The organism is Cellulomonas fimi (genome assembly GCF_028583725.1).
GTDB classification, from domain to species: Bacteria; Actinomycetota; Actinomycetes; order Actinomycetales; family Cellulomonadaceae; genus Cellulomonas; species Cellulomonas fimi_B.
On record NZ_CP110680.1, the window covers coordinates 2,722,274 to 2,745,071 of the forward strand.

General features: G+C 74.7%; 19 protein-coding genes. 5 read left to right on the forward strand and 14 right to left on the reverse strand.

The annotated features are described in order from the left end of the window. Positions 1-6: 6 nt before the first annotated feature. A complete protein-coding gene (dapA, locus tag OOT42_RS12305) occupies positions 7-924 on the reverse strand; it encodes a 4-hydroxy-tetrahydrodipicolinate synthase (protein WP_273651496.1) in 918 nt (305 codons plus the stop codon). Positions 925-985: 61 nt separating this feature from the next. Next, a complete protein-coding gene (locus OOT42_RS12310; RefSeq protein WP_273651497.1) occupies positions 986-1,483 on the reverse strand; it encodes a dihydrofolate reductase in 498 nt (165 codons plus the stop codon). A gap of 94 nt (positions 1,484-1,577) precedes the next feature. On the opposite strand from OOT42_RS12310, the gene OOT42_RS12315 reads away from it, so the two are divergent. The 4 genes from OOT42_RS12315 (at position 1,578) to OOT42_RS12330 (ending at position 4,892) form a co-directional block, all read left to right on the forward strand. Further along, entirely contained in the window at positions 1,578-3,056 is a 1,479-nt protein-coding gene (locus OOT42_RS12315) for an NAD-dependent succinate-semialdehyde dehydrogenase (RefSeq protein ID WP_273651498.1), read from the forward strand. 50 nt (positions 3,057-3,106) lie between these two features. Then, positions 3,107-3,826, forward strand: coding sequence for an AzlC family ABC transporter permease (locus OOT42_RS12320; RefSeq protein WP_423776014.1), 720 nt, complete (start codon positions 3,107-3,109; stop codon positions 3,824-3,826). Further along, positions 3,823-4,143: an AzlD domain-containing protein gene (locus OOT42_RS12325; RefSeq protein WP_273651500.1), complete on the forward strand. Its 321-nt coding sequence runs from the start codon at positions 3,823-3,825 to the stop codon at positions 4,141-4,143. The genes OOT42_RS12320 and OOT42_RS12325 overlap by 4 nt, the downstream gene beginning before the upstream one ends. Before the next feature lie 197 nt (positions 4,144-4,340). Continuing rightward, positions 4,341-4,892, forward strand: coding sequence for a GNAT family N-acetyltransferase (locus OOT42_RS12330; RefSeq protein WP_273651501.1), 552 nt, complete (start codon positions 4,341-4,343; stop codon positions 4,890-4,892). Between the two features lie 48 nt (positions 4,893-4,940). On the opposite strand, the gene OOT42_RS12335 is transcribed toward OOT42_RS12330, so the two are convergent. From OOT42_RS12335 to OOT42_RS12380, 10 genes are all read right to left on the reverse strand, one after another. After that, complete coding sequence (locus OOT42_RS12335; protein ID WP_273654834.1) at positions 4,941-5,354, reverse strand: hypothetical protein; 414 nt, start codon at positions 5,352-5,354, stop codon at positions 4,941-4,943. Between the two features lie 53 nt (positions 5,355-5,407). Next, positions 5,408-6,160 carry a 4-hydroxy-tetrahydrodipicolinate reductase gene (dapB, locus tag OOT42_RS12340; protein WP_273651502.1) on the reverse strand — a complete coding sequence of 251 codons (753 nt, stop codon included), beginning with the start codon at positions 6,158-6,160 and terminating at the stop codon, positions 5,408-5,410. A gap of 11 nt (positions 6,161-6,171) precedes the next feature. Continuing rightward, entirely contained in the window at positions 6,172-6,996 is an 825-nt protein-coding gene (locus tag OOT42_RS12345) for a hypothetical protein (RefSeq protein ID WP_273651503.1), read from the reverse strand. Positions 6,997-7,078: 82 nt separating this feature from the next. Beyond that, the gene (locus OOT42_RS12350; RefSeq protein ID WP_273651504.1) at positions 7,079-8,425 is read right to left on the reverse strand and encodes a M16 family metallopeptidase; all 1,347 of its coding nucleotides are present in this window, start codon (positions 8,423-8,425) and stop codon (positions 7,079-7,081) included. Position 8,426: 1 nt separating this feature from the next. Further along, a complete protein-coding gene (locus OOT42_RS12355; RefSeq protein WP_273651505.1) occupies positions 8,427-10,661 on the reverse strand; it encodes a polyribonucleotide nucleotidyltransferase in 2,235 nt (744 codons plus the stop codon). A 245-nt stretch (positions 10,662-10,906) separates the two neighbouring features. Next, the gene (gene rpsO / locus OOT42_RS12360; RefSeq protein WP_013770699.1) at positions 10,907-11,176 is read right to left on the reverse strand and encodes a 30S ribosomal protein S15; all 270 of its coding nucleotides are present in this window, start codon (positions 11,174-11,176) and stop codon (positions 10,907-10,909) included. A 163-nt stretch (positions 11,177-11,339) separates the two neighbouring features. Then, positions 11,340-12,380: a bifunctional riboflavin kinase/FAD synthetase gene (locus tag OOT42_RS12365; protein WP_273651506.1), complete on the reverse strand. Its 1,041-nt coding sequence runs from the start codon at positions 12,378-12,380 to the stop codon at positions 11,340-11,342. Positions 12,381-12,510: 130 nt separating this feature from the next. Next, positions 12,511-15,819, reverse strand: coding sequence for a glycoside hydrolase family 9 protein (locus OOT42_RS12370; RefSeq protein ID WP_273651507.1), 3,309 nt, complete (start codon positions 15,817-15,819; stop codon positions 12,511-12,513). 155 nt (positions 15,820-15,974) lie between these two features. After that, entirely contained in the window at positions 15,975-16,922 is a 948-nt protein-coding gene (truB, locus tag OOT42_RS12375) for a tRNA pseudouridine(55) synthase TruB (RefSeq protein ID WP_273651508.1), read from the reverse strand. Next, entirely contained in the window at positions 16,919-17,491 is a 573-nt protein-coding gene (locus tag OOT42_RS12380; RefSeq protein ID WP_273651509.1) for a TetR/AcrR family transcriptional regulator, read from the reverse strand. Before OOT42_RS12380 ends, truB begins: the two co-directional genes overlap by 4 nt. A 77-nt stretch (positions 17,492-17,568) precedes the next feature. On the opposite strand from OOT42_RS12380, the gene OOT42_RS12385 reads away from it, so the two are divergent. Then, positions 17,569-19,041 (forward strand): DHA2 family efflux MFS transporter permease subunit, encoded by a 1,473-nt coding sequence (locus tag OOT42_RS12385; RefSeq protein WP_273651510.1) that lies wholly within the window; start codon positions 17,569-17,571, stop codon positions 19,039-19,041. Positions 19,042-19,178: 137 nt separating this feature from the next. Here OOT42_RS12385 and rbfA read toward each other — a convergent pair whose 3' ends face one another. After that, positions 19,179-19,622, reverse strand: coding sequence for a 30S ribosome-binding factor RbfA (rbfA, locus tag OOT42_RS12390; RefSeq protein ID WP_273651511.1), 444 nt, complete (start codon positions 19,620-19,622; stop codon positions 19,179-19,181). Positions 19,623-19,789: 167 nt separating this feature from the next. Then, positions 19,790-22,675 carry a translation initiation factor IF-2 gene (gene infB / locus OOT42_RS12395; protein WP_273651512.1) on the reverse strand — a complete coding sequence of 962 codons (2,886 nt, stop codon included), beginning with the start codon at positions 22,673-22,675 and terminating at the stop codon, positions 19,790-19,792. Positions 22,676-22,798: the final 123 nt, after the last annotated feature.

Here is a 22,798-nt window from a genome sequence, read left to right on the forward strand (position 1 = left end):
CCTGGGTCAGCGGAGCGCGACGTCGAGCAGTCCGGCGGCGCGCAGGCCGTCCCGGATCGCGTCGACCTCGTCGTCGGTCGCGGGCACGAGCGGCAGCCGCGTCGATCGGGTCGGGATGAGGCCGAGGATCTCGCACGCGGCCTTCGCGGCGACGCCCTGGAAGCCGGCGCCGTTGAGGGCGTCGATCGCGGGCACGACGGCACGGAACTGGCGCAGCGCCTCGGCGTGGTCGCCCGCGTCCCACGCACGGACCACGGCGGCGAGCTGAGCGGGCGCGACGTGGCCGGACACGCTGACGATGCCGACGCCGCCCGCCGCGAGCAGCGTGAGCAGCGCACCGTCGTCACCGGAGTACCAGGCGAGCCCGGTCCGCGCGATCGCCTTGGTCGCCGCGAAGGCGTCGCCGGCGGCGTCCTTCATGGCGACGACGCGGTCGTGCGCGGCGAGGGCGTCGAGGCTGTCGGGCGAGAAGCGGACGCCGGTGCGGCCGGGCACGTCGTAGAGCATGACGGGCAGCTCGGTCGCGTCGGCGATGGCGCGCACGTGCGCGACGACCCCCGCCTGCGACGGGCGGGAGTAGTACGGCGTGACGACGAGCAGCCCGTGCGCCCCGGCCTCGGCGGCCTGCTCGGCCATGCGGACGGCGTGCGCGGTGTCGTTGGAGCCGGCGCCCGCGAGGACGAACGCGTCGTCGCCGACGGCCTCGACGACGGCCTGCACGAGCTCGGCCTTCTCGGGCGCGTGCGTCGTCGGCGCCTCGCCCGTCGTCCCGTTGAGGACGAGGCCGTCGTTGCCCTGCTCGACCAGGCGCTTCGCCAGGGTGACCGCCGCGCCGAGGTCGACGGCACCGTCGGGGGTCATCGGCGTCACCATCGCGGTGAGCACGGCCCCGAACGGTCGGGCGGGCGTGGCGGCGCGGGTCATGCGCTCACGGTACCGCCCGCCGGACCTGCGGCGGTGCCCGGACCACGCCCCGGACGACGCGTCAGCGCCGCACCCACGTGCGGTAGCGGTAGCGCGTCGGGCCCGACACCTGCCACTCGCCCGTGACGTCCGCGGGGTCCCGCTCGCGCCACGCGTCCGCGTCGAGCCGCGGGGCGTGCGCGTCGCCCGCGACGTCGAGGTCGACGACGGTCGCCTCGACCCGGTCGGCGGACGGCAGCGCCGCCGCGAAGACCTCTCCCCCGCCGATCACCCACGTCTCGACGTCGCCGACGAGCGCGAGCGCGTCCTCGAACGAGCCCACGACCTCGGCGCCCGGCGCCTCGAAGGTGGGGTCCCTGCTGAGGACGACGTTGCGGCGACCGGGCAGCGGGCGCACGTGCGGCGGCAGCGACTCCCACGTCGCGCGTCCCATGACGACCGGGTGGCCCGTCGTGAGGCGGCGGAACCGCGCCTGGTCCTCGGGCAGGTGCCACGGGATGCCCCCGCTGGCCCCGATGACGCCTGCGGGGGTCTGGGCCCAGACGAGGACGACGCTCACGCGCGCCATGCTAGGTCGACGCACCTGGCCGGCCCCGCCGCGCCGGTGCCCCGGTCGCCGTGTGCGCACGCGGCCGCCGGGCGACACTGGACCGATGACGACGACGTCCTCGCACCTGCCCCCCACGGTCGCCGCGCACGTCCCCACGGGTGTCCTCGTCGGCGGCGTCTGGCGACCCGCGCACTCCGGTCGCACGTTCGAGGTCGCCGACCCCGCCACGACCGAGGTCCTGTTCGACGTCGCGGACGGGGACGAGCAGGACGCGCTCGACGCGCTCACCGCGGCCGACGCGGCGTTCGAGGAGTGGCGCACCGCCGCGCCGCGCGTGCGTTCCGACGTGCTGCGGGCCGTGTTCGACTCGCTCACGCGCAGGACGGAGGACGTCGCCGCGCTGGTCACCGCCGAGGGCGGCAAGCCGCTCGCCGAGTCACGCGCCGAGGTCGCCTACGCGGCCGAGTACGTGCGCTGGTACTCCGAGCAGGCGGTGCGGCTCGACGGCCTCGCCCGGCGCGCGCCCGCGGGCACCCACCACCAGCTCGTGCTGCGGCGTGCCGTCGGGCCCGCCCTGCTCATCGCCCCGTGGAACTTCCCGATCGCGATGATCGCGCGCAAGGTCGCGCCCGCCCTCGCCGCCGGGTGCACCGCCGTCGTCAAGCCCGCGCAGCTCACGCCACTCACGACCGCGTTCGTCGCCGAGATCGTGCGCGAGGAGCTCGCGGCGCGCGACCTGCCGACGGGCGTGCTCAACGTCGTGCCCACGTCCTCGGCGCGCTCCGTCTCGGGTCCGCTGCTCGCCGACGAGCGGCTGCGCAAGCTGTCGTTCACCGGGTCGACCGAGGTCGGCGCGACGCTGCTCAAGGCGTCCGCGGACCGCATCCTGCGCACGTCGATGGAGCTCGGCGGGAACGCCCCGTTCCTCGTGTTCGACGACGCCGACCTCGACGCCGCGGTCGAGGGCGCGGTGCAGGCGAAGATGCGCAACGCGGGTCAGACGTGCGTCGCCGCGAACCGCTTCCTCGTGCAGGAGGGCGTCGCGCCGGAGTTCACCCGACGTCTGACGGCGGCGTTCGGCGACCTCGTCGTCGGGCACGGCGCCGACCCGGGCACGACCGTCGGGCCGCTCATCGAGGCGGCAGCGGTCGACCGCGTCGAGGAGGTCGTCGCCGAGGCGGTCGACGGCGGCGCGCGCGTGCACGTCGGCGGCGAGCGCCCCGCCCGCCCCGGCTACTTCTACGCACCGACGGTCGTCGACCGCGTCGACCCGGACGCGCGGCTCGTCCGCGAGGAGATCTTCGGCCCCGTCGCGCCCGTCGTGACGTTCGGCTCCGAGGCGGACGGCGTCCGGCTCGCGAACGGCACGCCGTTCGGGCTGGTCGCGTACGCGTACACGCGCGACGTCGGGCGCGTCATGCGGCTCGCGGAGGCGCTCGAGACCGGGATGCTCGGCGTGAACCGCGGCATGGTGTCCGACGCGAGCGCTCCGTTCGGCGGGGTCAAGTCGTCCGGGCTCGGGCGCGAGGGCGGCGAGGCGGGCCTCGAGGAGTACCTCGAGACGGTGTACGTGGCGCTCTGACCGGGGGCGTCGCGGACCCGGCGCGCCGGTGTGCGACAGTGACCCGCGTGGTGAGGGACGACGAGACGCGGGCGGCCGTCCGCCAGGCGGTGTCGGTGTCGGTCGCGACGGGCCTGTACGGCGTGTCCTTCGGCGCGCTCGCGGTCGCGGCGGGGCTGAGCCTGCCCCAGACGGCCGCGCTCAGCGTCCTCATGTTCTCGGGCGGCTCGCAGTTCGCGTTCATCGGCGTGATCGGTGCGGGCGGCGCGGCGGGCGCGGCGATCGCGACCGCGGGGCTGCTCGGCGTGCGCAACGGGCTCTACGGCCCGCAGGTCGCGCCGCTGCTGGGAGTGCACGGCTGGCGTCGCCTGCTCGCCGCGCACCTCACGATCGACGAGTCGACCGCGGTCGGCACCGCGCAGCCCGGACGCGCCGCCGCACGGGCCGGGTTCTGGTGGACCGGCGTCGGCGTGTTCGTCCTCTGGAACGCGTTCACGCTGGCCGGCGCCGTGCTCGGCGACGCGCTCGGCGACCCGCGGAGGTACGGGCTCGACGCCGCGGCCGCGGCCGCGTTCCTCGCGCTCGTCTGGCCGCGCCTCACGGGCCGGTCCGCGCACCTGGCCCGGCTCGTGGCGGCCGGTGCCGTGCTGGTGGCGCTCGCCACCACCCCGTTCGTGCCCGCGGGCGTCCCGGTGCTGCTCGCCGCAGCCGTCGCCATCGTCGTCGGTGTCGTCGCCGCGCCGCCCGACCCCACCGACGCCGCCACCGAGCCGCAGGGAGCCGTCTCGTGAGCGACGTCGTGCTGTGGGGCGCGATCGTCGCCGCAGGCCTCGTTTGCCTGGCGCTCAAGCTCGTCGGTCACCTCGTGCCCGAGCACTGGCTCGCCGAGCCGCGCGTCGCCCGCGCCGCCGCGCTCGTCACCGTCGCGCTGCTGTCCGCACTCGTCGCCGTGCAGGCCGCCACCACGGGTCGCGCGATCGTCCTCGACGCCCGGATCCCGGCGCTGGCCGTCGCCGCGGTCGCGCTCGCGCTGCGCGCGCCGTTCGTCGTGGTCGTCGTGCTCGCCGCGGTCACCGCCGCCGTGCTGCGCGCGCTCGGCATGCCCTGACACCGACGCGACCCCTCGTCGCCCGGCCGGGCGGTCGCCACCCGCTTGATAGCCTCGCCCGACCCGCCGGTCGCCCCGCACCGGCGGCCTGATCTCCCGGAGGACCCCGTGCAGAACCACCGGTGCCCGACCGGCGCCCCGACCTCGCCGACGACCGCGAGCGTCCGACGCGGCCCGGCGGTCCGGGGAGGTGCGGCGTGAACGCCGACGTGTCCGTCCGGCCCGCGGTCCCCGGCGACGAGGGCCGCATAGCGCGCGTGCAGGTCGCCGCGTGGCGGCTCGCGCACGCCGACGCGCTCGGCAGCGAGGCGCTCGCGCTCGTCGACGAGGACGCCGTGCGGGACCGCTGGTCGACCGCGATCACGTCGCCGCCGTCGACCGGCTTCCACGTGCTGGTGGCGTGCGACGGGCCCGCGGTCGTCGGCGTCGCCTCCGTCGCCCCCGTGCCCGCGCCGGCCGACGACCCGACCGGCGCACCGGGCGGCGTGGTGCTCGCTCTCGAGGTCGAGCCGCTGCGGCAGCGGCAGGGGCACGGGTCGCGGCTGCTCGCCGCGGCGGTCGACCTGCTCCGCGCGGACGGCGCCGACCAGGTCCTCACGTGGGTGCTCGACGGCGACACCGCCCGTGAGCAGTTCCTCGCGTCGTGCGGGCTCGGCGCGGACGGTGCGGTGCGCGAGCTCGCGCCCGCGCGCGACGCGCAGGGCGCCGAGCGGATCGTCGTCGAGCGCCGCTGGTCCGCCTCCATCTGACCTCCGCCATCCGACCGCCGCCGGAGGGCGCTGCCGGACGACGACGCGTCAGGCCGCGCGGTGCAGCCGGCTCGCGGTCCGCAGCGACTCGCGCGCGCGTCGCCGGTCCCCCGCCGCGTCGTACGCGAACGCGAGGTGGTACCAGGAGCGCCAGTCCTCGGGCGCGGCGTCGACGACCGCGCGCGCGTCCTCGAAGGCGTCGCGCGCGGCCGCGCGGTCGATCCGCCCGCCGGGCGACCGCGGGAGGGTGTCGACGGGCAGCTCGTCGGCGTCGGCGAGCTCGTCGGCCATCCGCTGCACGTCGACGGCGAGCCGCCACTCGCGCGCGACGAGCCCGACCACGAGCAGCGGCAGCACCCAGAACGCGATCCCGAGGACGACCCCGACGGGCTCGCCGCTCGTGACGAGCGCCGTCGCGCGGACGGCGACCAGCCAGACGTAGAGCGCGAGCAGCCCGGTCATCGCGACCGCGGCCGCGATGCCGGTGCGCCGACGGCGCGAGGGCTCGGCCACGGTCAGAGGTCGAGCAGGTGCTCGAGGCCCACGGTCAGGCCGGGCCGTCGGCCGACCTCGCGCACGCCCAACAGCACGCCCGGCATGAAGCTCACGCGGTCGAACGAGTCGTGCCGGATCGTCAGCTGCTCCCCCGCGTTGCCGAGCAGGATCTCCTCGTGCGCGACGAGACCGCGCAGCCGGACCGCGTGCACGCGGACGCCGTCGACGTCGGCGCCCCGCGCACCGTCGAGCGTCTGCTCGGTCGCGTCGGGCATCGGCCCCAGCCCCGCGGCGGCACGCGCGGCGGCGATCCCCGCGGCCGTGTGGCGCGCGGTGCCGGACGGGGCGTCGACCTTGTTCGGGTGGTGCAGCTCGACGACCTCGGCGGACTCGAACCAGCGCGCCGCACGCGCCGCGAACGCCATGGCGAGGACGGCGCCGATCGCGAAGTTGGGCGCCACCAGCACGCCCACACCGGGCCGGTCGGCGAGGTGGTCGCGGACCCGTGCCAGCGCGTCGTCGTCCCAGCCGGTCGTGCCGACGACGGCGTGCACGCCCGCGTCGACGAGCGCGTGCACGTTGCCCTCGGTCACCGACGGGACCGTGAAGTCGACCGCGACCTGCGCTCCGGCGTCCACGACGGCCGACAGGTCGCCGCCCGCGTCCAGTGCGACCGCCAGCTGCAGGTCGGGGGCCTCGTCGACGGCCCGCACGACGGTCGAGCCCATGCGTCCAGCCGCGCCGAGGACGGCCACCCTGATCGGTTCGCTCACGGGGTGAAACCCTATCCGGCGACCGGCGACCCCAGCGCCGCGGCGATCCCCTGCTCGATCCGCCGCAGCTCCAGCGGTGTGAAGCCGGTGAACCGCTCGACCTCGCGCGGCGGGTAGCCCGCCTGCACGTACCAGCGGATCGCCCCGAGCGCGTCCTCGGGGCGGACCGGTCCCGGTCCGACGGCATCGCGCACGAACGCGGAGAACCGCACCGCCGCGAGCAGCGCGTCGGGCGCGAGGCCCAGGTGCTCGACGGACCACCGGTGCAACGTGCCGACGGGCAGCTCCGCTGCGCGCGCGAGGTCGGCGACGGTCACGAGCCCGCGGGACGCGAGCAGCTCCTCGACCGCGGGCTCGAGCAGGGTGAGCTCCTCGGGCTCCTCGGCCGCCGCGAGCGCCCCGGCGACCGCGACGCCCAGCAGCTGCGCCGCGCGGTCGTCGTCGCCCGCCTCGAGGGCCGCCTGGCACGCGGCCACGTCGGCGGTCGCGAACGACCGGTCGAGCGGGACGACGTCGTCCGGGGCGACGGGGACGCGCAGCCGCGCGAGGGCGAGCGGTCCGAGCTGAGCCCCCAGCCGGACCGACGGGCCCGGCTGCTCACGGACGACGGGGCGGCTCGACGGACCGCGGACACCGGGGCCGTCCGCCGTGCGGCGCCGCGTGAGCGCGTCGACGCGTCCGCCGCGCGCGCCGAGCGTCACGAGCGCGAGCCCGTGGCCGTCCGGCAGGAGAACCTCACGTGTGACGACGACCGACGGCTGCCGGACCACCCACAGGTGCTCGACGAGGCCACGCGCCGCGTCGGGCGGCTCGAACCTGCGGTACTCGACGCTCATACCCCATGATGACGCGCGGTCGCCGGACCGGGTGGGCCGATCGGCCCGCCGGTCGGGTGAGGATCGTGCGGGTGCGTCGGGGTCAGTCGCCGAACGGGCCGACACGCACCACGGAGCGCGGCCGCGACGCGAGCTCGGCGGCGAGCTCCTGCACGTCGGCGGCCGTCACCGAGCGGATGCGCTCGAGCGACTCGTCGATGCTGAGCAGCTCGCCGTGCACCAGCTCGGCCTTGCCGAGTCGGCTCATGCGCGAGCCGGTGTCCTCCATGCCGAGCACGAGGCCGCCCGCGAGCTGCCCGCGCGACCGCTCGAGCTCGGCCGGCGTGATGCCGTCCTGCGCGAGGCGCTCCCACTCGGCGACCATGAGGGCGACGACCTCGTCGACCTTGCCCGGTGCGCAGCCCGCGTACAGCCCGAAGACCCCCGTGTCGGCGTGCCCGGAGGCGTACGAGTACGTCGAGTAGGCGAGGCCCCGCCGCTCGCGGATCTCCTGGAAGAGACGCGACGACATGCCGCCGCCCAGCACCGCGTTGAGGACCGAGAGCGTGAAGCGGCGGTCGTCGGTCGCGGTGAGCGCCGTGCCGCCGACGATGACGTTCGCCTGCTCGGTGTGCCGGCGCACCGTGAGCTCGACGCCGTCCGCCGGGATGCCCGACGAGCCCGCGGCGAGCGCGAGCGACGTGACGGGACGCCGTCCGGTCGGCGCGGCCTGACCGTCGAGCGACCAGCCACCGGTCGCGAGGGCGTCGGCGACCTGGGCGCACAGCACGTCGTGGTCGACGCCGCCCGCCGCGGTGACGACCAGGGTCGACGGCGTGTAGTGCCAGCGGTAGTGCTCCCACACGGCGTCACGCGGGACCGCGCGGATCGTGTCGGGCGTGCCGCCGATGGGGCGGCCGAGCGGGTGTCCACCCAGCACCGCCGACGCGAACTGCTCGTGCACGACGTCGCTCGGGTCGTCGTCGTTCATCGCGAGCTCTTCGAGGATCACGCCGCGCTCGGTCTCGAGCTCGTCGGCGTCGAGCCGCGCCGAGGTCACCATGTCCGCGATGACGTCGACCGCCATCGGGAGGTCGGTGTCGAGCACGCGCGCGTAGTAGCAGGTGTGCTCCTTGCCGGTCGCGGCGTTGGCCTCACCGCCGACGGCGTCGAACGCCTCGGCGATGTCCATCGCGGACCGGCGGGCCGTGCCCTTGAACAGCAGGTGCTCGAGGAAGTGCGTCGAGCCGAAGTGGCCCGACTCCTCGTCGCGCGAGCCGACGCCGACCCACGCCCCGACGGTGGCGGAGCGCAGGCCGGGCATCTGCTCGGTGAGCACGCGGACCCCGCCGGGCAGGACGGAACGACGCACGATGGCGTCGCCGTCCTGCCCGGCGGTCTGCTCCGCCCCGGGCAGGCCCGGGCCGACGAGCGGGAGGTCCAGCGGCACGTCAGGCGTCGGCGGGCGCGGCGGCGGCGGACTCCGCCGGCGCGTCGGCCGCGGCGTCCTCCTCGATGACCGCGTGCAGCGAGAGCTTGCCGCGCGGGTCGATCTCGCCGATCTCGACCTGGACCTTCTGCCCGATGGACAGGACGTCCTCGACGTTCTCGACGCGCTTGCCGCCGACGAGCTTGCGGATCTGCGAGATGTGCAGCAGACCGTCCTTGCCCGGCGAGAGCGACACGAACGCGCCGAACGTCGTCGTCTTCACGACGGTGCCGACGAAGCGCTCGCCCACCTCGGGCATGTGCGGGTTGGCGATCGCGTTGATCGCCGCCCGCGCGGCCTCCGCCGACGGACCGTCGGTGGCGCCGATGTAGACCGTGCCGTCGTCCTCGATCGAGATGTCGGCGCCGGTCTCCTCCTGGATCTGGTTGATCATCTTGCCCTTGGGGCCGATGACCTCGCCGATCTTGTCGACGGGGACCTTCACCGTGATGACGCGCGGCGCGAACGGGCTCATCTCGTCCGGGACGTCGATCGCCTCGGCGATGACGTCGAGGATCGCGAGACGCGCCTCCTTGGCCTGCGTCAGCGCGCCGGCCAGCACCGACGCGGGGATGCCGTCGAGCTTGGTGTCGAGCTGGATCGCGGTGACGAAGTCGCGCGTGCCGGCGACCTTGAAGTCCATGTCACCGAACGCGTCCTCGGCGCCGAGGATGTCGGTGAGCGCCGCGTAGCGGGTCTCACCGTCCACCGTGTCGGACACGAGGCCCATCGCGATGCCCGCGACGGGGGCGCGCAGCGGCACACCGGCGTTGAGCAGCGACAGCGTCGAGGCGCAGACCGAGCCCATGGACGTCGAGCCGTTGGAGCCGAGGGCCTCGGACACCTGACGGATCGCGTAGGGGAACTCCTCGCGGCTCGGCAGCACGGGCATGAGCGCCCGCTCGGCGAGCGCGCCGTGGCCGATCTCGCGGCGCTTCGGCGAGCCGACACGGCCCGTCTCACCCGTCGAGTAGGGCGGGAAGTTGTAGTTGTGCATGTACCGCTTGCGCGTCTCCGGGGAGAGCGTGTCGAGCTGCTGCTCCATGCGGAGCATGTTGAGCGTCGTGACGCCGAGGATCTGCGTCTCGCCGCGCTCGAAGATCGCCGAGCCGTGCACGCGGGGCAGGACCTCGACCTCGGCCGACAGCGTGCGGATGTCCCGCAGGCCGCGGCCGTCGATGCGGAAGCCGTCCGTGAGGATGCGCTGGCGGATGAGCTTCTTCTGCACCGACCGGTAGGCGGCGGAGAGCTCCTTCTCGCGGCCCTCGAACTGCTCGGCGAGCTGGCCCACGACCTCGGCCTTGATCTCGTCGAGACGGTTCTCGCGCGTCTGCTTGTCGGCGATGGACAGCGCCTCGCCCAGCGACGCGGTCGCGGCGGACTCGACGGCGGCGAACGCGTCGTCCTGGTAGTCCGGGAACGTCGGGAAGACCTGGGTCTCCTTGGCGGCCTTCGCGGCGAGCTCCTGCTGCGCCTCGACGAGGACCTTGATGAACGGCTTCGCGGCCTCGAGGCCCTGCGCGACGATCTCCTCGGTGGGCGCGGTCGCACCCTCCTGGATGAGGTTCCACGACTTCTCGGGCGCCTCGGCCTCGATCATGGCGATGGCCACGTCGTCACCGACGACACGACCGGCGACGACCATGTCGAACGTCGCGCGCTCACGCTCGGAGTAGCGCGGGAACGCGACCCACTGGCCGTCGACGAGCGCGATGCGCACGCCACCGACGGGGCCCGAGAAGGGCAGGCCGGAGAGCTGCGTCGAGATGGACGCGGCGTTGATCGCGAGCACGTCGTACGCGTCGTCCGGGTGGATCGCGAGGACGGTGATGACGACCTGGACCTCGTTGCGCAGGCCCTTGACGAACAGGGGGCGCAGCGGGCGGTCGACGAGACGGCACGCCAGGATCGCCTCGGTCGAGGGACGGCCCTCACGACGGAAGAACGAGCCGGGGATCTTGCCCGCGGCGTACTGCCGCTCCTCGACGTCGATCGTCAGCGGGAAGAAGTCGAACTGGTCCTTGGGGTGCTTGCCGGCCGTCGTGGCCGACAGGAGCATCGTGTCGCCGTCCAGGTAGGCGGCGGCCGAGCCGGCGGCCTGCTTGGCCAGGCGGCCCGTCTCGAAGCGGACGGTGCGGGTGCCGAAGCGACCGTTGTCGATCACGGCCTCGGCGAACTGGATCTCGGGACCCTCCACGGGTGCCCTCCTCGTTCTCGAAGGCGCCGGCCGGCCGCGGCGGTCTTCGACCGTGGTCCTCGGAGCCGTGGGGCTCCGGGGGCCACTACCGAGGACCGGACGAGCGGGCCGACGCGGTGGATGGTGCTGGGTGGTGCTGGTGGTGCTGGTCGTGCGGGAGGCACGCCGGCCGGACGGTCAGGCCCGGCCGGGGCGAACATCGGACCAGCCCGGACCCTGGTACGGGTCCGGGCTGGTCCGGAGGCTCAACGGCGCAGGCCGAGGCGCTCGATGATCGAGCGGTAGCGGTTGATGTCGACCTTCTGCAGGTAGCCGAGAAGACGACGACGACGACCGACGAGCAGCAGCAGGCCGCGACGGCTGTGGTGGTCGTGCTTGTGCTCCTTGAGGTGCTCCGTCAGGTCCTTGATCCGCTGGGTCAGGACGGCGATCTGCACCTCCGGCGAACCGGTGTCGCCCTCGTGCGTCGCGTACTCGGTCATGATGGCCTGCTTGGTGGCGCTGTCCAGGGACACGGTTCTCCAGGTTGTCTCGTTGCGCGGTGCTCCGGGGCATGTCCACCCGGGCTCTCTCGTTCCGCGGCCGTTCTGACGGCGTCGACCATCGTACCAGGCGGTTCGTGGCCGACCTGCCGCCCGCCGCCCGCCGCCGGCCCCCGGCCGGCGCCGACGCCCCGCGTCAGGCGGTGGCCGCGCCCGCCAGGACCTCGCGCACGCGCTCGACGTCCTCGCCCATGCGCTCGAGCAGCGCGTCGACCGAGTCGAACCGCAGCGTCGGGCGCAGCCGCTCGACGAGCTCGACGACGACCTGCTCGTCGTAGAGGTCGAGGTCGTCGCGGTCGAGGACGTACGCCTCGATGCGGCGCTCCTGCCCGTCGAACGTCGGGTTGGTGCCGATCGACACCGCGGCGGGCAGGACGCGGTCCGGGTCCTGCGACGTCACGGCGGTCCCGTCGGCGTGCCGCACGCGCCGCAGCCACCCGGCGTACACGCCGTCGGCCGGCACCATGCCCGTGAGCTCACCGCCGAGGTTCGCCGTCGGGTAGCCGAGCTCGCGGCCGCGCGCGTCGCCGTGCACGACGGTCCCGCGCACGCGGTGCGGGCGGCCGAGCACGCGCGCGGCCTGCACGACGTCGCCCGCCTCCAGGAGCTCGCGCGCCCACGTCGACGACCACCGGCGCCGCAGCGGGTCGGCAGCCTGGTCCTCGGCGCTGCCGGGGTCGGCGGCGGGCGCGGGCGTGACGTCCTCGATGACCTCGACGTCGAACCCGTACCGCTCGCCGAGCGCGACCATCGTCGAGAGGTCGCCCGAGTTCTGCCAGCCGAACCGCACGTCGCGGCCGACGACGACCGTGCGCGTCCGCAGCCCGTCGACGAGGTACCGCTCGACGAACTCCTGCGGCGTCTGGCGCGCGAACTCGAGCGTGTACGGCAGCAGGAGGACGGCGTCGAGACCCGTCTCCGCGAGCAGCTCGAGCCGGTCCTCGTCGCCCGTGATGAGCTCGGGCGCGCTGTCGGGCCGGTGCACCTGGAGCGGGTGCGGCGTGAACGTCACGGCCACGGCGCGCGCCCCGACCGCGCGCGCGTCGGCGCACATTCGGGTGAGGACGCTGACGTGCCCGCGGTGGACACCGTCGAAGTTGCCGATGGTCACGACCGACGGGCCGAACCCGGACGGGACGTCCGCGAGGTCGTTCCAGCGCTGCACAGGGAGGATCATGCCACCGCCACGACGCGGCCCTGACGGCGGTCCCCGCCGCGGACGGTCCGGGACGCGCCGCGCGCACGCGCGGACGCGGCACGGCGCGCGGCCGACCCGAGGCCGGCCGCGCGCCGTCGTGGACCGTCCGTCAGCTGCGAGGCCGGTCGATCACGAGCGCCGCGGCGTCGGTCGTGGCCGAGCCCTCGGTGCTGGTGAACACCGCGCGGTACTGCGTGCTCGCGGCGAGCACGGTGACCGGGACCCGCAGCGTCGTCGACGTCGCGCCCGGGATCGTGTGCCACGACCCGCGCGCCCAGCGGACCTGCCACGCGACGCGCGGCTCGGGGTACCCGTCGGCCGCGGCGCGGAACGTCGCGACGGTGCCGAGCCGCGCCCTGACGTCGCTCGGCTGCTGGGTGACGACCGGGGGCGTCCGCTGCACCGTGAGCCGGGCGGCGGTCGACTCGGCGGTCCCCGAGGCGTTCGAGAACACCGCCCGGTACCGGTTGCCGTCGGTCTTCGCGGTCGCCCGGACGGTCAGCGTCAGGCTGGTCGCACCCGCGACGTCCTTCCAGCCGCCCCGCGCACCGCGCACCTGCCACTGCACGGCCGGCGCCGGGACGCCGTTCGCGGCCGCGGTGAACGTGGCGTCGGTGCCGACCCCGGCGGTCGCGTCGGCGGGCTGCTCCGTGATCGTCGGAGCGACCGCGGTCGGCTTCCCGGCGCCCTGGTCGGCGACCCACGACGCGACCCACGACAGCGCCGAGTTCCAGTTGACCGTGATCTCGTTGGTCGACCACGCCTGGATCTCGTCGACGTAGCACGCCGACGGTGCGCAGCCGTTCGGGAAGGCCGCCTTGGTCGTCGGGTCCCACGTCGCCGCCTGGGAGTTGGGACCGCCCGCGAGCGAGCCGGGCGGCGGGCCCGGCAGCGACGGGTCGAGCTGGTGCGCGAACCACCGGCTGTGCTGCTGGTGCGAGGCGACCTCTCCCCAGCCGGTCACGTACGACTGGTTGAGCGCGTTACGGCCCAGCAGGTAGTCGAGCCCCTCGAGCGTCGACGCACGGAACCTCGCGTCGCCGGTGAGGTCGTACGCCGTCGCGACGACGACGAGGTTGTTCGCGACCTGCGAGCTCGAGCCCCACACGTACTGGCCGCCGGGCGGCGAGTACAGCGACCCGAAGCCCTGGTCGGCCTGTGCGGCGAGGTACTCCTCGGCACCCGCGACGACCGACGCGCGGACGTCGTCACGGTCGGGCAGCGCGCTCGGCACGGTCGCGAGGTCGAGCCGGCCGAGCGCCGCGACGCTCCCCCAGCTGAACCCGTCCGGCGTGAACACGTCCGCCGCGTGGAGCGGCGACGACGTCACGGCCTGCGCGAACGCGTCCTCCCCTGTCGTGAGGTACAGCTCCGCGGCGGCCCAGTAGAGCTCGTCGGACACCTCGGAGTCGTTGTACGCGCCGCCGCCGTCCGCACCGGCCTCGCCGGGCGCGTAGAGCGCCGGGTGCGCCTGCGCGGCGGCCCACGTCGAGCGCGCGGCGTCGAGCAGGGTCTCGGCGAACGCCGGGTCGTACGCCTCGAACAGCCGCGCACCCTGCGCGGCGACCGCGGACAGGTTGAGCGTCGCCGCGGTCGACGGGCGGTGCAGCGAGCGCACCTGCGGGTCGTCGGCGGGCAGCAGCGGCAGGCCGGTCCAGCCCTCGTCGTGCACCTTGTGGTGCACCATGCCCGCGTACTCGCCCTCGGGCACGATCATCGAGAGCATCCACTCGAGCTCCCAGCGCGCCTCGTCGAGCACGTCGGGCACGTCGTTGCCGTGCTCGGGCAGGTCGAGCGTGCCGTCGGCCAGCGCCTCGGCCGTGCCGGCGTGCAGCGCACGCTCGTACGTCTGGAGCAGCTGGCCGACCGCGATGCCGCCGTTGACGACGTACTTGCCGTGGTCGCCCGCGTCGTACCAGCCGCCGCTCACGTCGAGCCGGTAGTCGCACGTCCAGCCGTCGTAGTAGTCGCGCGGCCCGAGGCAGGGGACGTCCGTGTCGCCCTGGTTGGGCGCGACGCCGACGTGCCCGGCCTCGCGGGCGTACTCCTCGCCGACGACGTCGGCCTCGATCTCGGTGCCCGAGCGCGCGAGGTAGAAGTAGTTGAGGGCGTCGTACCGGAGCTGCTGGTAGAGGTCGGCCTCGATGTCGAACGGCCGGCTCGTCTCACCGTCTGCGACGAGCGTGAAGCCCTCGCCCTCGACCGTCACGTCGGAGAAGTCGATGACGTGCACGGCCTGCTCGGCCGACGGCTCGACGCCGCGCGGCTCGCTCGTGCCGTCGGCGACGACCCCGCCGTCGGCGTCGTGCAGCTCCCACGCGACCGGGTCCGCTGCGTCCGTCACGAGCGTCGCGCGCTTCGGTCCGAACGGCAGGTAGCCGACCTGGTTGACGCGCACGCGCGGCCCGGTGTCGGGCTCGTACCCGGGCGGTGGGGTCGCGGACGTCGTCAGCGAGACGTCGGAGATGCAGAACTCGTACGCGGCGGCCTTGCCGAGGTGGAACGCGAGCTGCCCCGGCGCGGTGCCGTCGGGCGGGAACGTGAGGTTCGACGTGAACGCGTAGTCGAGGGTCGTCGGCTCGCCGGTGAGCGGCGCCGAGCCCTGCTCGAACGCAGTCCGGTAGGCGCCGCCGCCCTCGCCCACGATGACGCGCACCGGCATGTCCGGCGTCGCGCTCGCGGTGAACGACAGGACGTAGTTCTCGCCCTCGTCGACGGGCAGGCCGTTGTACGCGAGGCCCGCGTCCCAGGGGTTGCTCTGGCCGCCCGGCAGGTCGACGCACATGCGGCCGTCGGCGAACACCGGGTCGCTCGTGCCGTAGAGCGACCACGGGCCGAGCGACTCGGCGAACGACGTGTGCGACAGCAGCTCGACGTCGGAGTCGAGGGACACGTCGTCGAGGCAGAACGTCCACGCGTCGGCGCTGAAGCCGCCGAGCTGGAACGCGATCTGCCCCTCCGGGTCGTCCGGGGCGGGCGTCGCCGGGTACGTGGCGGACGCGGTGAACGTCTCGGTGACGTCGCGCGGGTCGGAGGTCAGCGCCGGGCTCGTGTCGAGCACCGTGCCGTACGGCGCGCCGTTCTGGCCGACGAGGGCGCGGATCGTGACGTCGGTCGAGGCCGACGCGGTGTACGCGAGCGTGTACGTCTCGCCCTGCTCGATCGCGACGCCGTTGAGCACGACGCCGACGCCGTACTGCGCCGACCCGGCCGGCACGTCGACGCACAGCGCGCCCGTGCTCGTGTCGATCGGCCCGTCCGTGCCGTAGGCGACCCAGCCCTCGGCGCCGGACTCGAAGGTGCCCTCCCCGATCTGCGACGCGGCGAGGGCCGCGCCGCTTCCTGCCAGCGCGAGCGCGACCGTCGCGACGACGGCCGTGGCGCCCGTGCGCGCGTGTGCTGAGGTGCGAGAAACCACTCTGTCTCCCCTGTCGTAGGAGCGCTCCCATCCGGGACGGGAGCACCGGTGCGGCGCGGGCAGGTTAGGCACGGCGGTGACGGGCGGGGAAGCGGATCGATGCGACCGAAACGATTCGGTCCTGGATGCGGTCACCGCGGGGGCGATCGGGCCGCTCAGGTCGACGCGGGAGCGAACACCAGCACCGGGCGCACGCGCGGCCCTCGCTCCTCGACGAGCGCGACGAGCGTGCCGTCGGGCGCCATCGCGGCGACCGTCCCGGCCGGCCCGCCCGGCACCGGCGCGAGCGACTGGCCGTACGACAGCGCCCGGACCTCGTCCTCGTCCAGGGTGCGCACCGGGAACGTCGCGCGCGCCGCGTCGGCCAGCGGCAGCACGGGCAGCGGCGCGTCGTCGGGCTCGGCGGCGAGCTCGTCCAGCGTGCGTGCCACATCGAGACCGAAGCCGCCGACCCGGGTGCGCCGCAGCGCCGTCAGGTGACCGCCGACGCCGAGCGCCGCGCCGACGTCCCGCGCGAGCGCGCGGACGTACGTGCCGGACGAGCAGACGACGGTCACGTCGACGTCGAGCACGACCGACCCGTCGACCACGACGCGGCGGCGCTCGTGCACGTCGAAGCGCTCCACGGTGACGGGGCGCGCGGCGAGCTCGACCTGCTCCCCCGCCCGCACGCGCGCGTACGCCCGCTCGCCGCCGACCTTGATCGCGGAGACCGAGCTGGGCACCTGCAGGATGGGGCCGGTGAGCGCGGCGACGGCCGCGTCGAGCGCGGCCTCGGTGATCCCGGACGCGTCGCGGACCTCGACGACCTCGCCCTCCGCGTCGTCGGTCGTGGTCGCGACACCGAGCCGGACGGTGGCGGTGTACTCCTTGTCGGCGCCGACGACGTAGGTGAGCAGGCGGGTCGCACGGCCGATGCCGAGGACGAGCACACCGGTCGCCATCGGGTCCAGCGTCCCGGCGTGCCCGACCTTGCGCGTCGCGGCGAGGCGGCGCGTGCGCGCGACGACGTCGTGGCTGGTCCAGCCCTGCGGCTTGTCGACGACGACGAGACCGTCGGCGGCGGTGGGGCGGCGAGGGCCGGTCGGGGTCGGGCGACTCACGGGATCGGGAGGTGCTCGAGCGTGCACAGGACGAGGCCGTCCATGCCGCTGTCCTCGCCCGTGTGCCGGTGGGCGTCCACGGCGAGCAGCACGTTGATGAGCATGCCCTGCGCGACGAACAGACGGGCGTCGTCGTCCGTGCCGCCGGACCGCTCACGGAACAGCCGGAACGCCTCGCCGAGCGTGTGGCGCGCGACGCGGCCCACCTCGGGGTCGCCGCCCGCGATGAAGCCGTGCATGAGCAGACGCAGCAGGTCGCGGTCCTCGAGCAGGCTGACGTACGCGTCGCCCATCCGCTTGGCGGCCTCGGGGCCGGCCGGGACGCTGCCGAGCGTCGCGAGCACCTGCTCGCTCGCCTGCCGGTACGCCTCCAGGAACAGCTCGCGCTTGGACCCGAAGAGGCGGACGACGTAGGGCTGCGACACCCCGGCGGCGCGCGCGACCTCGTCGGTCGACGCGGCGTACCCACCCTCGCCGAAGACGCGCCGCGCGGCGGCGAGGATCTGCTCGCGCCGCTCGGCCCCGGTCATGCGCTGCGGGGCGCTGCTCTGCTCGATCGTGGACGACACCTTGACAGGTTATCAGTCGATGCCTACGTTCGTCGCTTGTTAGTAATCACTCAATGCCAACAAGCCGAGGAGTCGTCGTGACCGCCACCGCCACCGCACCTCCCCCGGGCGCGAGCCCTGCTCCGAGCAGCACGGTCCGGCCCGCCCAGCGGCGCCCCGGTCGCGCCGTCCCGGTCGGCGTCGCGCTCGTCGCCGCGTCGCTGCCGATGTTCATGGCGACGCTCGACAACCTCGTCATGACGACCGCGCTGCCCGTCCTGCAGGTCGAGCTGTCCGCGTCGCTCGAGCAGCTCCAGTGGATGGTCAACGCCTACACGCTGTCCTTCGCGAGCCTCATGATCGCCGCCGCCACGCTCGGCGACCGGCTCGGCCGCCGCCGGGTCTTCGTCGCCGGCATCGTCGTCTTCGCGCTCGCGTCGATCGCCTCCGCGCTCGCGACCGACGCCGGCACGCTCATCGCCGCCCGTGCCGTCCAGGGAGCCGGCGCGGCCGCCGTCATGCCCCTGTCCCTCACGCTGCTCGCCGGGTCCGTCCCCGCCGCACGGCGCGCCATGGCCATCGGCATCTGGGGCGCCGTCTCCGGCCTGGGCGTCGCGCTCGGGCCGGTCATCGGCGGGGCCGTGGTCGACGGCATCGCGTGGCAGGCGATCTTCTGGATCAACGTGCCCGTCGCGATCGTCGCGATCCCGCTCGTGCGGTGGGCGTTGCCCGAGTCCTACGGGCGCCGGCAGCCGATCGACGTGCCCGGTCTGCTCCTCGCCGGCACCGGCGTCCTCGCGACCGTGTGGGCGATCATCCGTGGCAACGACGACGGCTGGGGCTCTGCGCGCGTCGTCGGCGGGCTCGTGCTCGGCGCCGTCCTGCTCGCCGCGTTCCTCGTCCGCGAGTCGCGCACCGCCCACCCGCTCGTCCCGCTGCGCCTGTTCCGCGTCCGGTCGTTCGCCGTCGCCAACGCGACCGCGCTGCTGTTCTCCGTCGGCGTGTTCGGCATCGTCTTCCTGCTGTCGCAGTACCTCCAGGTCGGCATGGGCTACTCGCCGCTCGAGGCCGGCGTGCGCACCCTGCCGTGGACCGCCGCGCCCATGCTCGTGGCCCCGCTCGCCGGCATGCTCGCCCCGCGCGTCGGCGTCCGTCCGCTCCTCACGGCCGGGCTCGCGCTCCAGGCGCTCGGCCTCGCGTGGCAGGGGCTGCTCGTCGGCGGCGACGTCGTCTACGCGGACCTCGTGCCGGGCCTCGCGCTCGCCGGCATCGGCATGGGGCTGACCTTCGCGCCCAGCGCCACCGCGGTCCTCGCCGACATGGTCCCCGACGACCACGGCACCGCCTCGTCGGTCAACGCGACCATCCGCGAGCTCGGCGGCGCGCTCGGCGTCGCGGTCCTCGTCGCCGTCTTCCAGGCCGCCGATGGGACGCTCACGCCCGAGGGATACCTGGCCGGGCTCCAGCCCGCGATGCTCGCGGCCGCCGCGATCGTCGGCGTCGGTGCGCTGCTGGCCCTGCTCATGCCGCGTGGCACGGGCCGCGGCGTCACGGCCGTCGGGGGCCACTGACACCGCGGGCCGGCGCCGAGAGCGCGACGACCGACCATCCGACGTCCCGACGTCCCGGCGTCCCGTCGGACGAGACGAGCCCCCGACCGGTTCCGCACCGGTCGGGGGCTCGTCCTTCGTCCTGGGGACGCCGGCCGTCATGCCTCGGTGTCGTCCTCGTCCTCCGCGGGCCGGCGGTAGGGATCCGCCTCCCCCGCGTACGACGCCTGCGACGCGAGCGCCGCGACCTCCGCGTCCCGTCGCGCGGCCTCGACGAGCGCGGCGTCGAGGTGCGCCGCCGTCTCCGGCACCGCGTCGAGGTGGAACGCGAGCGTCGGGGTCAGGCGGATGCCGGTCTGCTTGCCGACCTCGGACCGGATGACGCCCTTCGCGCTCTCGAGCGCCTTCGCGCTGCCGTCGCGCGCCTCGTCGTCGCCGTACACCGTGTAGAACACGTCGGCGTGCTGCAGGTCGCCGGTCACGCGGACGTCCGTCACGGTGACGAACCCGAGACGCGGGTCCTTGATCCGCGTGTCGAGCATCTGCGCGACGACCTGCTGGATCCGCTCCGCCAGCTTCCTGGCCCGTGCAGTGTCAGCCATGACACGTCCTTTCTCTCAGCCCAACCAGCTAGAAGCCTCGCACGAGGGCGCACGGAGGGCTCGGTGCCCTGTCCGCGGCCGTGGTGGGGCTGGCAGCCGGTCGCCCCGTGAGGGGCGACCGGCCGGAAGGCCGCGGACAGGGCACCGAGCCCGGCCGCTCCAGACGATCAGACGCGCGGCTTCTCGCGCATCTCCCACGTCTCGATGACGTCCTCGACCTGCAGGTCGTTGAACGACCCGAGTCCGATACCGCACTCGAAGCCCTCGCGGACCTCGGTGGCGTCGTCCTTGAACCGCTTGAGCGACTCGATCGTGAGGTTGTCCCCGACGACCTTGCCGCCGCGCAGCACGCGGGCCTTCGTGTTCCGGCGGATGAGGCCCGAGCGCACGATGGAACCGGCGATGTTGCCGAACTTCGAGGAGCGGAAGACCTCGCGGATCTCCGCGGAGCCCAGCTGGACCTCCTCGTACTCCGGCTTGAGCATGCCCTTGAGGGCCGCCTCGACGTCGTCGATCGCCTGGTAGATGACCGAGTAGAAGCGCACGTCGACGCCCTCGCGGTCGGCCAGGTCCTCGACGCGCTCCGCGAACTTCACGTTGAAGCCGATGATGATCGCGTTGTCGACCGTCGCCAGGTTGACGTCGTTCTGCGTGATGGCACCCACACCGCGGTGGATGACGCGCAGGTCGACCTCCTCGCCCACGTCGATCTTGAGCAGCGCGTCCTCGAGCGCCTCGACGGCACCCGACACGTCGCCCTTGAGGACCAGGTTGAGGGTCTCGACCTTGCCCTGCGCGAGCGCCTGCGTGAAGTCCTCGAGGCTGATGCGCTTGCGGCGCTTGGCCAGGAGGGCGGCGCGCTCGGCGGCCTCACGCTTCTCGGCGATCTGACGTGCCGTGCGCTCCTCGGGAGCGACGAGCAGCGTGTCACCGGCGCTCGGCACCGACGCGAGGCCGAGGACCTGGACCGGACGGGCCGGACCCGCCTCGACGACGGTGTTGCCGTGCTCGTCGAACATCGCACGGACGCGGCCGTGGGCCGTGCCCGCGACGATCGCGTCGCCGACGCGCAGCGTGCCCGACTGGACCAGCACCGTCGCGACGGCACCGCGGCCCTTGTCGAGGTTCGCCTCGATGGCGACGCCACGCGCGTCCTTGTCGGGGTTGGCCCGCAGGTCGAGCGCCGCGTCGGCCGTCAGCAGGACGGCCTCGAGCAGCTGGTCGATGCCCATGTTCTGCTTCGCGGAGACGTCGACGAACATGGTGTCGCCGCCGTACTCCTCGGCCACGAGGTTGTACTCGGTGAGCTGCTGGCGGATCTTGGCGGGGTTGGCCCCCTCCTTGTCCACCTTGTTCACCGCGACCACGATCGGCACGTTGGCGGCCTGCGCGTGGTTGAGCGCCTCGATCGTCTGGGGCATCACGCCGTCGTCGGCCGCGACCACGAGGATCGCGATGTCCGTGACCTGCGCACCACGGGCACGCATGGCGGTGAACGCCTCGTGACCCGGGGTGTCGATGAACGTGATGGCCCGCTCGTTGCCCTCGTGCTCCTTGGTGACCTGGTAGGCACCGATGTGCTGGGTGATCCCACCAGCTTCGCCGGCCACCACGTCCGTGGACCGGATGGCGTCGAGGAGCTTGGTCTTGCCGTGGTCGACGTGACCCATGACGGTCACGACCGGCGGGCGCGCCTGCAGGTCGTCGTCGCCCTCGGCCTCGAGCTCGGCGTCGAGGTCGATGTCGAAGGCCCCGAGCAGCTCGCGGTCCTCCTCCTCGGCCGACACCATCTCGATGACGTAGCCCAGCTCCTGGGCCAGCGCGCCGAACGTGTCCTCGTCGAGCGACTGCGTCGCGGTCGCCATCTCACCGAGGTGGAACAGCACCGTGACGAGCGCCGCCGGGTTGGCGTCGATCTTGTCGGCGAAGTCGTTCAGGGACGAGCCGTGCCGCAGGCGGATGACGGTCGAGCCGTTCCCGCGGGGGACGCTGACGCCGCCGAGCGACGGAGCCTGCATCGCCTCGAACTCCTGGCGCTTCGCCCGCTTCGACTTCCGCCCGCGGACGGGACGACCGCCGGCACGACCGAACGCACCCTGCGTCGAGCCGCGACCGGCACCACCGGGACGACCGCCGCCGCCACCGGGACGGCCGGCGAAGCCGCCGCCGCCAGCACCGGGCGCACCGCCACCGCCGCCGGGACGACCGCCGAAGCCGCCACGACCGCCGCCGCCACCGCCGCCGGGACGACCGGCACCGGCCGGACGCTCACCGGGGCGACCGACGCCGCTCGAGGTGCGGCCCGGCATCATGCCGGGGTTGGGACGGGGACCGCCCGGACGCGGACCACCCGGACGGGGGCCGCCGGGACGGTCGCCGCCGCCGGCCGCGGCCGCGGGGGCCTCGGGACGGCGGTCGCCGGGACGCGGCATGCCCTGCGAGGGCGCGAAGGGGTTGTTGCCCGGGCGGGGACCGCCGGGACGGGGACCGCCGCCGCCGGCACCGGGGCGCTCGCCCTGGCGCGGCATGCCCTGCGAGGGCGCGAACGGGTTGTTGCCGGGACGCGCCGCGGGGCGCGGGGCCGGACGCCCGCCGGGGGTCGGCGCGGAGCCGCCGGGGCGGCCCTGACCGGGAGCGGCGGGACGCGACGGCGCCGGGGCGGGCGCGGCCGACGCGGCCGGAGCCGGGGCGGCGGGACGCGCGGCCGGGGCCGGACGTGCGGGTGCCGGGGCCTGCGCCGGCGCGGCGGGGGCCGCAGCGGCGGGCGCCGGGGCGCTCGGGGCGGGTGCTGCCGGCGCGGGAGCCGCGGCGGCGGGCGCGGGAGCGGCGGGAGCCGGAGCCGCGGGCGCGGCGGGGGCCGGGCGCGCGGCGGCCTTCGGTGCCGAGGCACCGCCACCTGCGGGGTAGGTGTCGCGCAGCTTGCGCACGACGGGCGGCTCGATGGTCGAGCTCGCCGAGCGGACGAACTCTCCGAGCTCGTTCAGCTTGGTCATGAGGGTCTTGCTGTCGACTCCGAGCTCCTTGGCGAGCTCGTAGACGCGGACCTTGGCCACATCTCTCCTGTCCTGGCCCGCCCCCGGACAGGGTCGGACCGTCGTTAGTGCTGGGTACTCATCGCTGGGTACTCATCGGTGCGTGCTCATCGGGTAGCCATCGGCTTCCAACCCGCTTCCTTC

Coding starts and splice junctions, on each gene's coding strand:
- dapA (WP_273651496.1), bottom strand. CDS start 924: ATGACCCGCGCCGCCACGCCCGCCCGACCGTTCGGGGCCGTGCTCACC.
- OOT42_RS12315 (WP_273651498.1), top strand. CDS start 1,578: ATGACGACGACGTCCTCGCACCTGCCCCCCACGGTCGCCGCGCACGTC.
- OOT42_RS12335 (WP_273654834.1), bottom strand. CDS start 5,354: ATGACCGGGCTGCTCGCGCTCTACGTCTGGCTGGTCGCCGTCCGCGCG.
- OOT42_RS12345 (WP_273651503.1), bottom strand. CDS start 6,996: ATGAGCGTCGAGTACCGCAGGTTCGAGCCGCCCGACGCGGCGCGTGGC.
- OOT42_RS12365 (WP_273651506.1), bottom strand. CDS start 12,380: ATGATCCTCCCTGTGCAGCGCTGGAACGACCTCGCGGACGTCCCGTCC.
- rbfA (WP_273651511.1), bottom strand. CDS start 19,622: ATGGCTGACACTGCACGGGCCAGGAAGCTGGCGGAGCGGATCCAGCAG.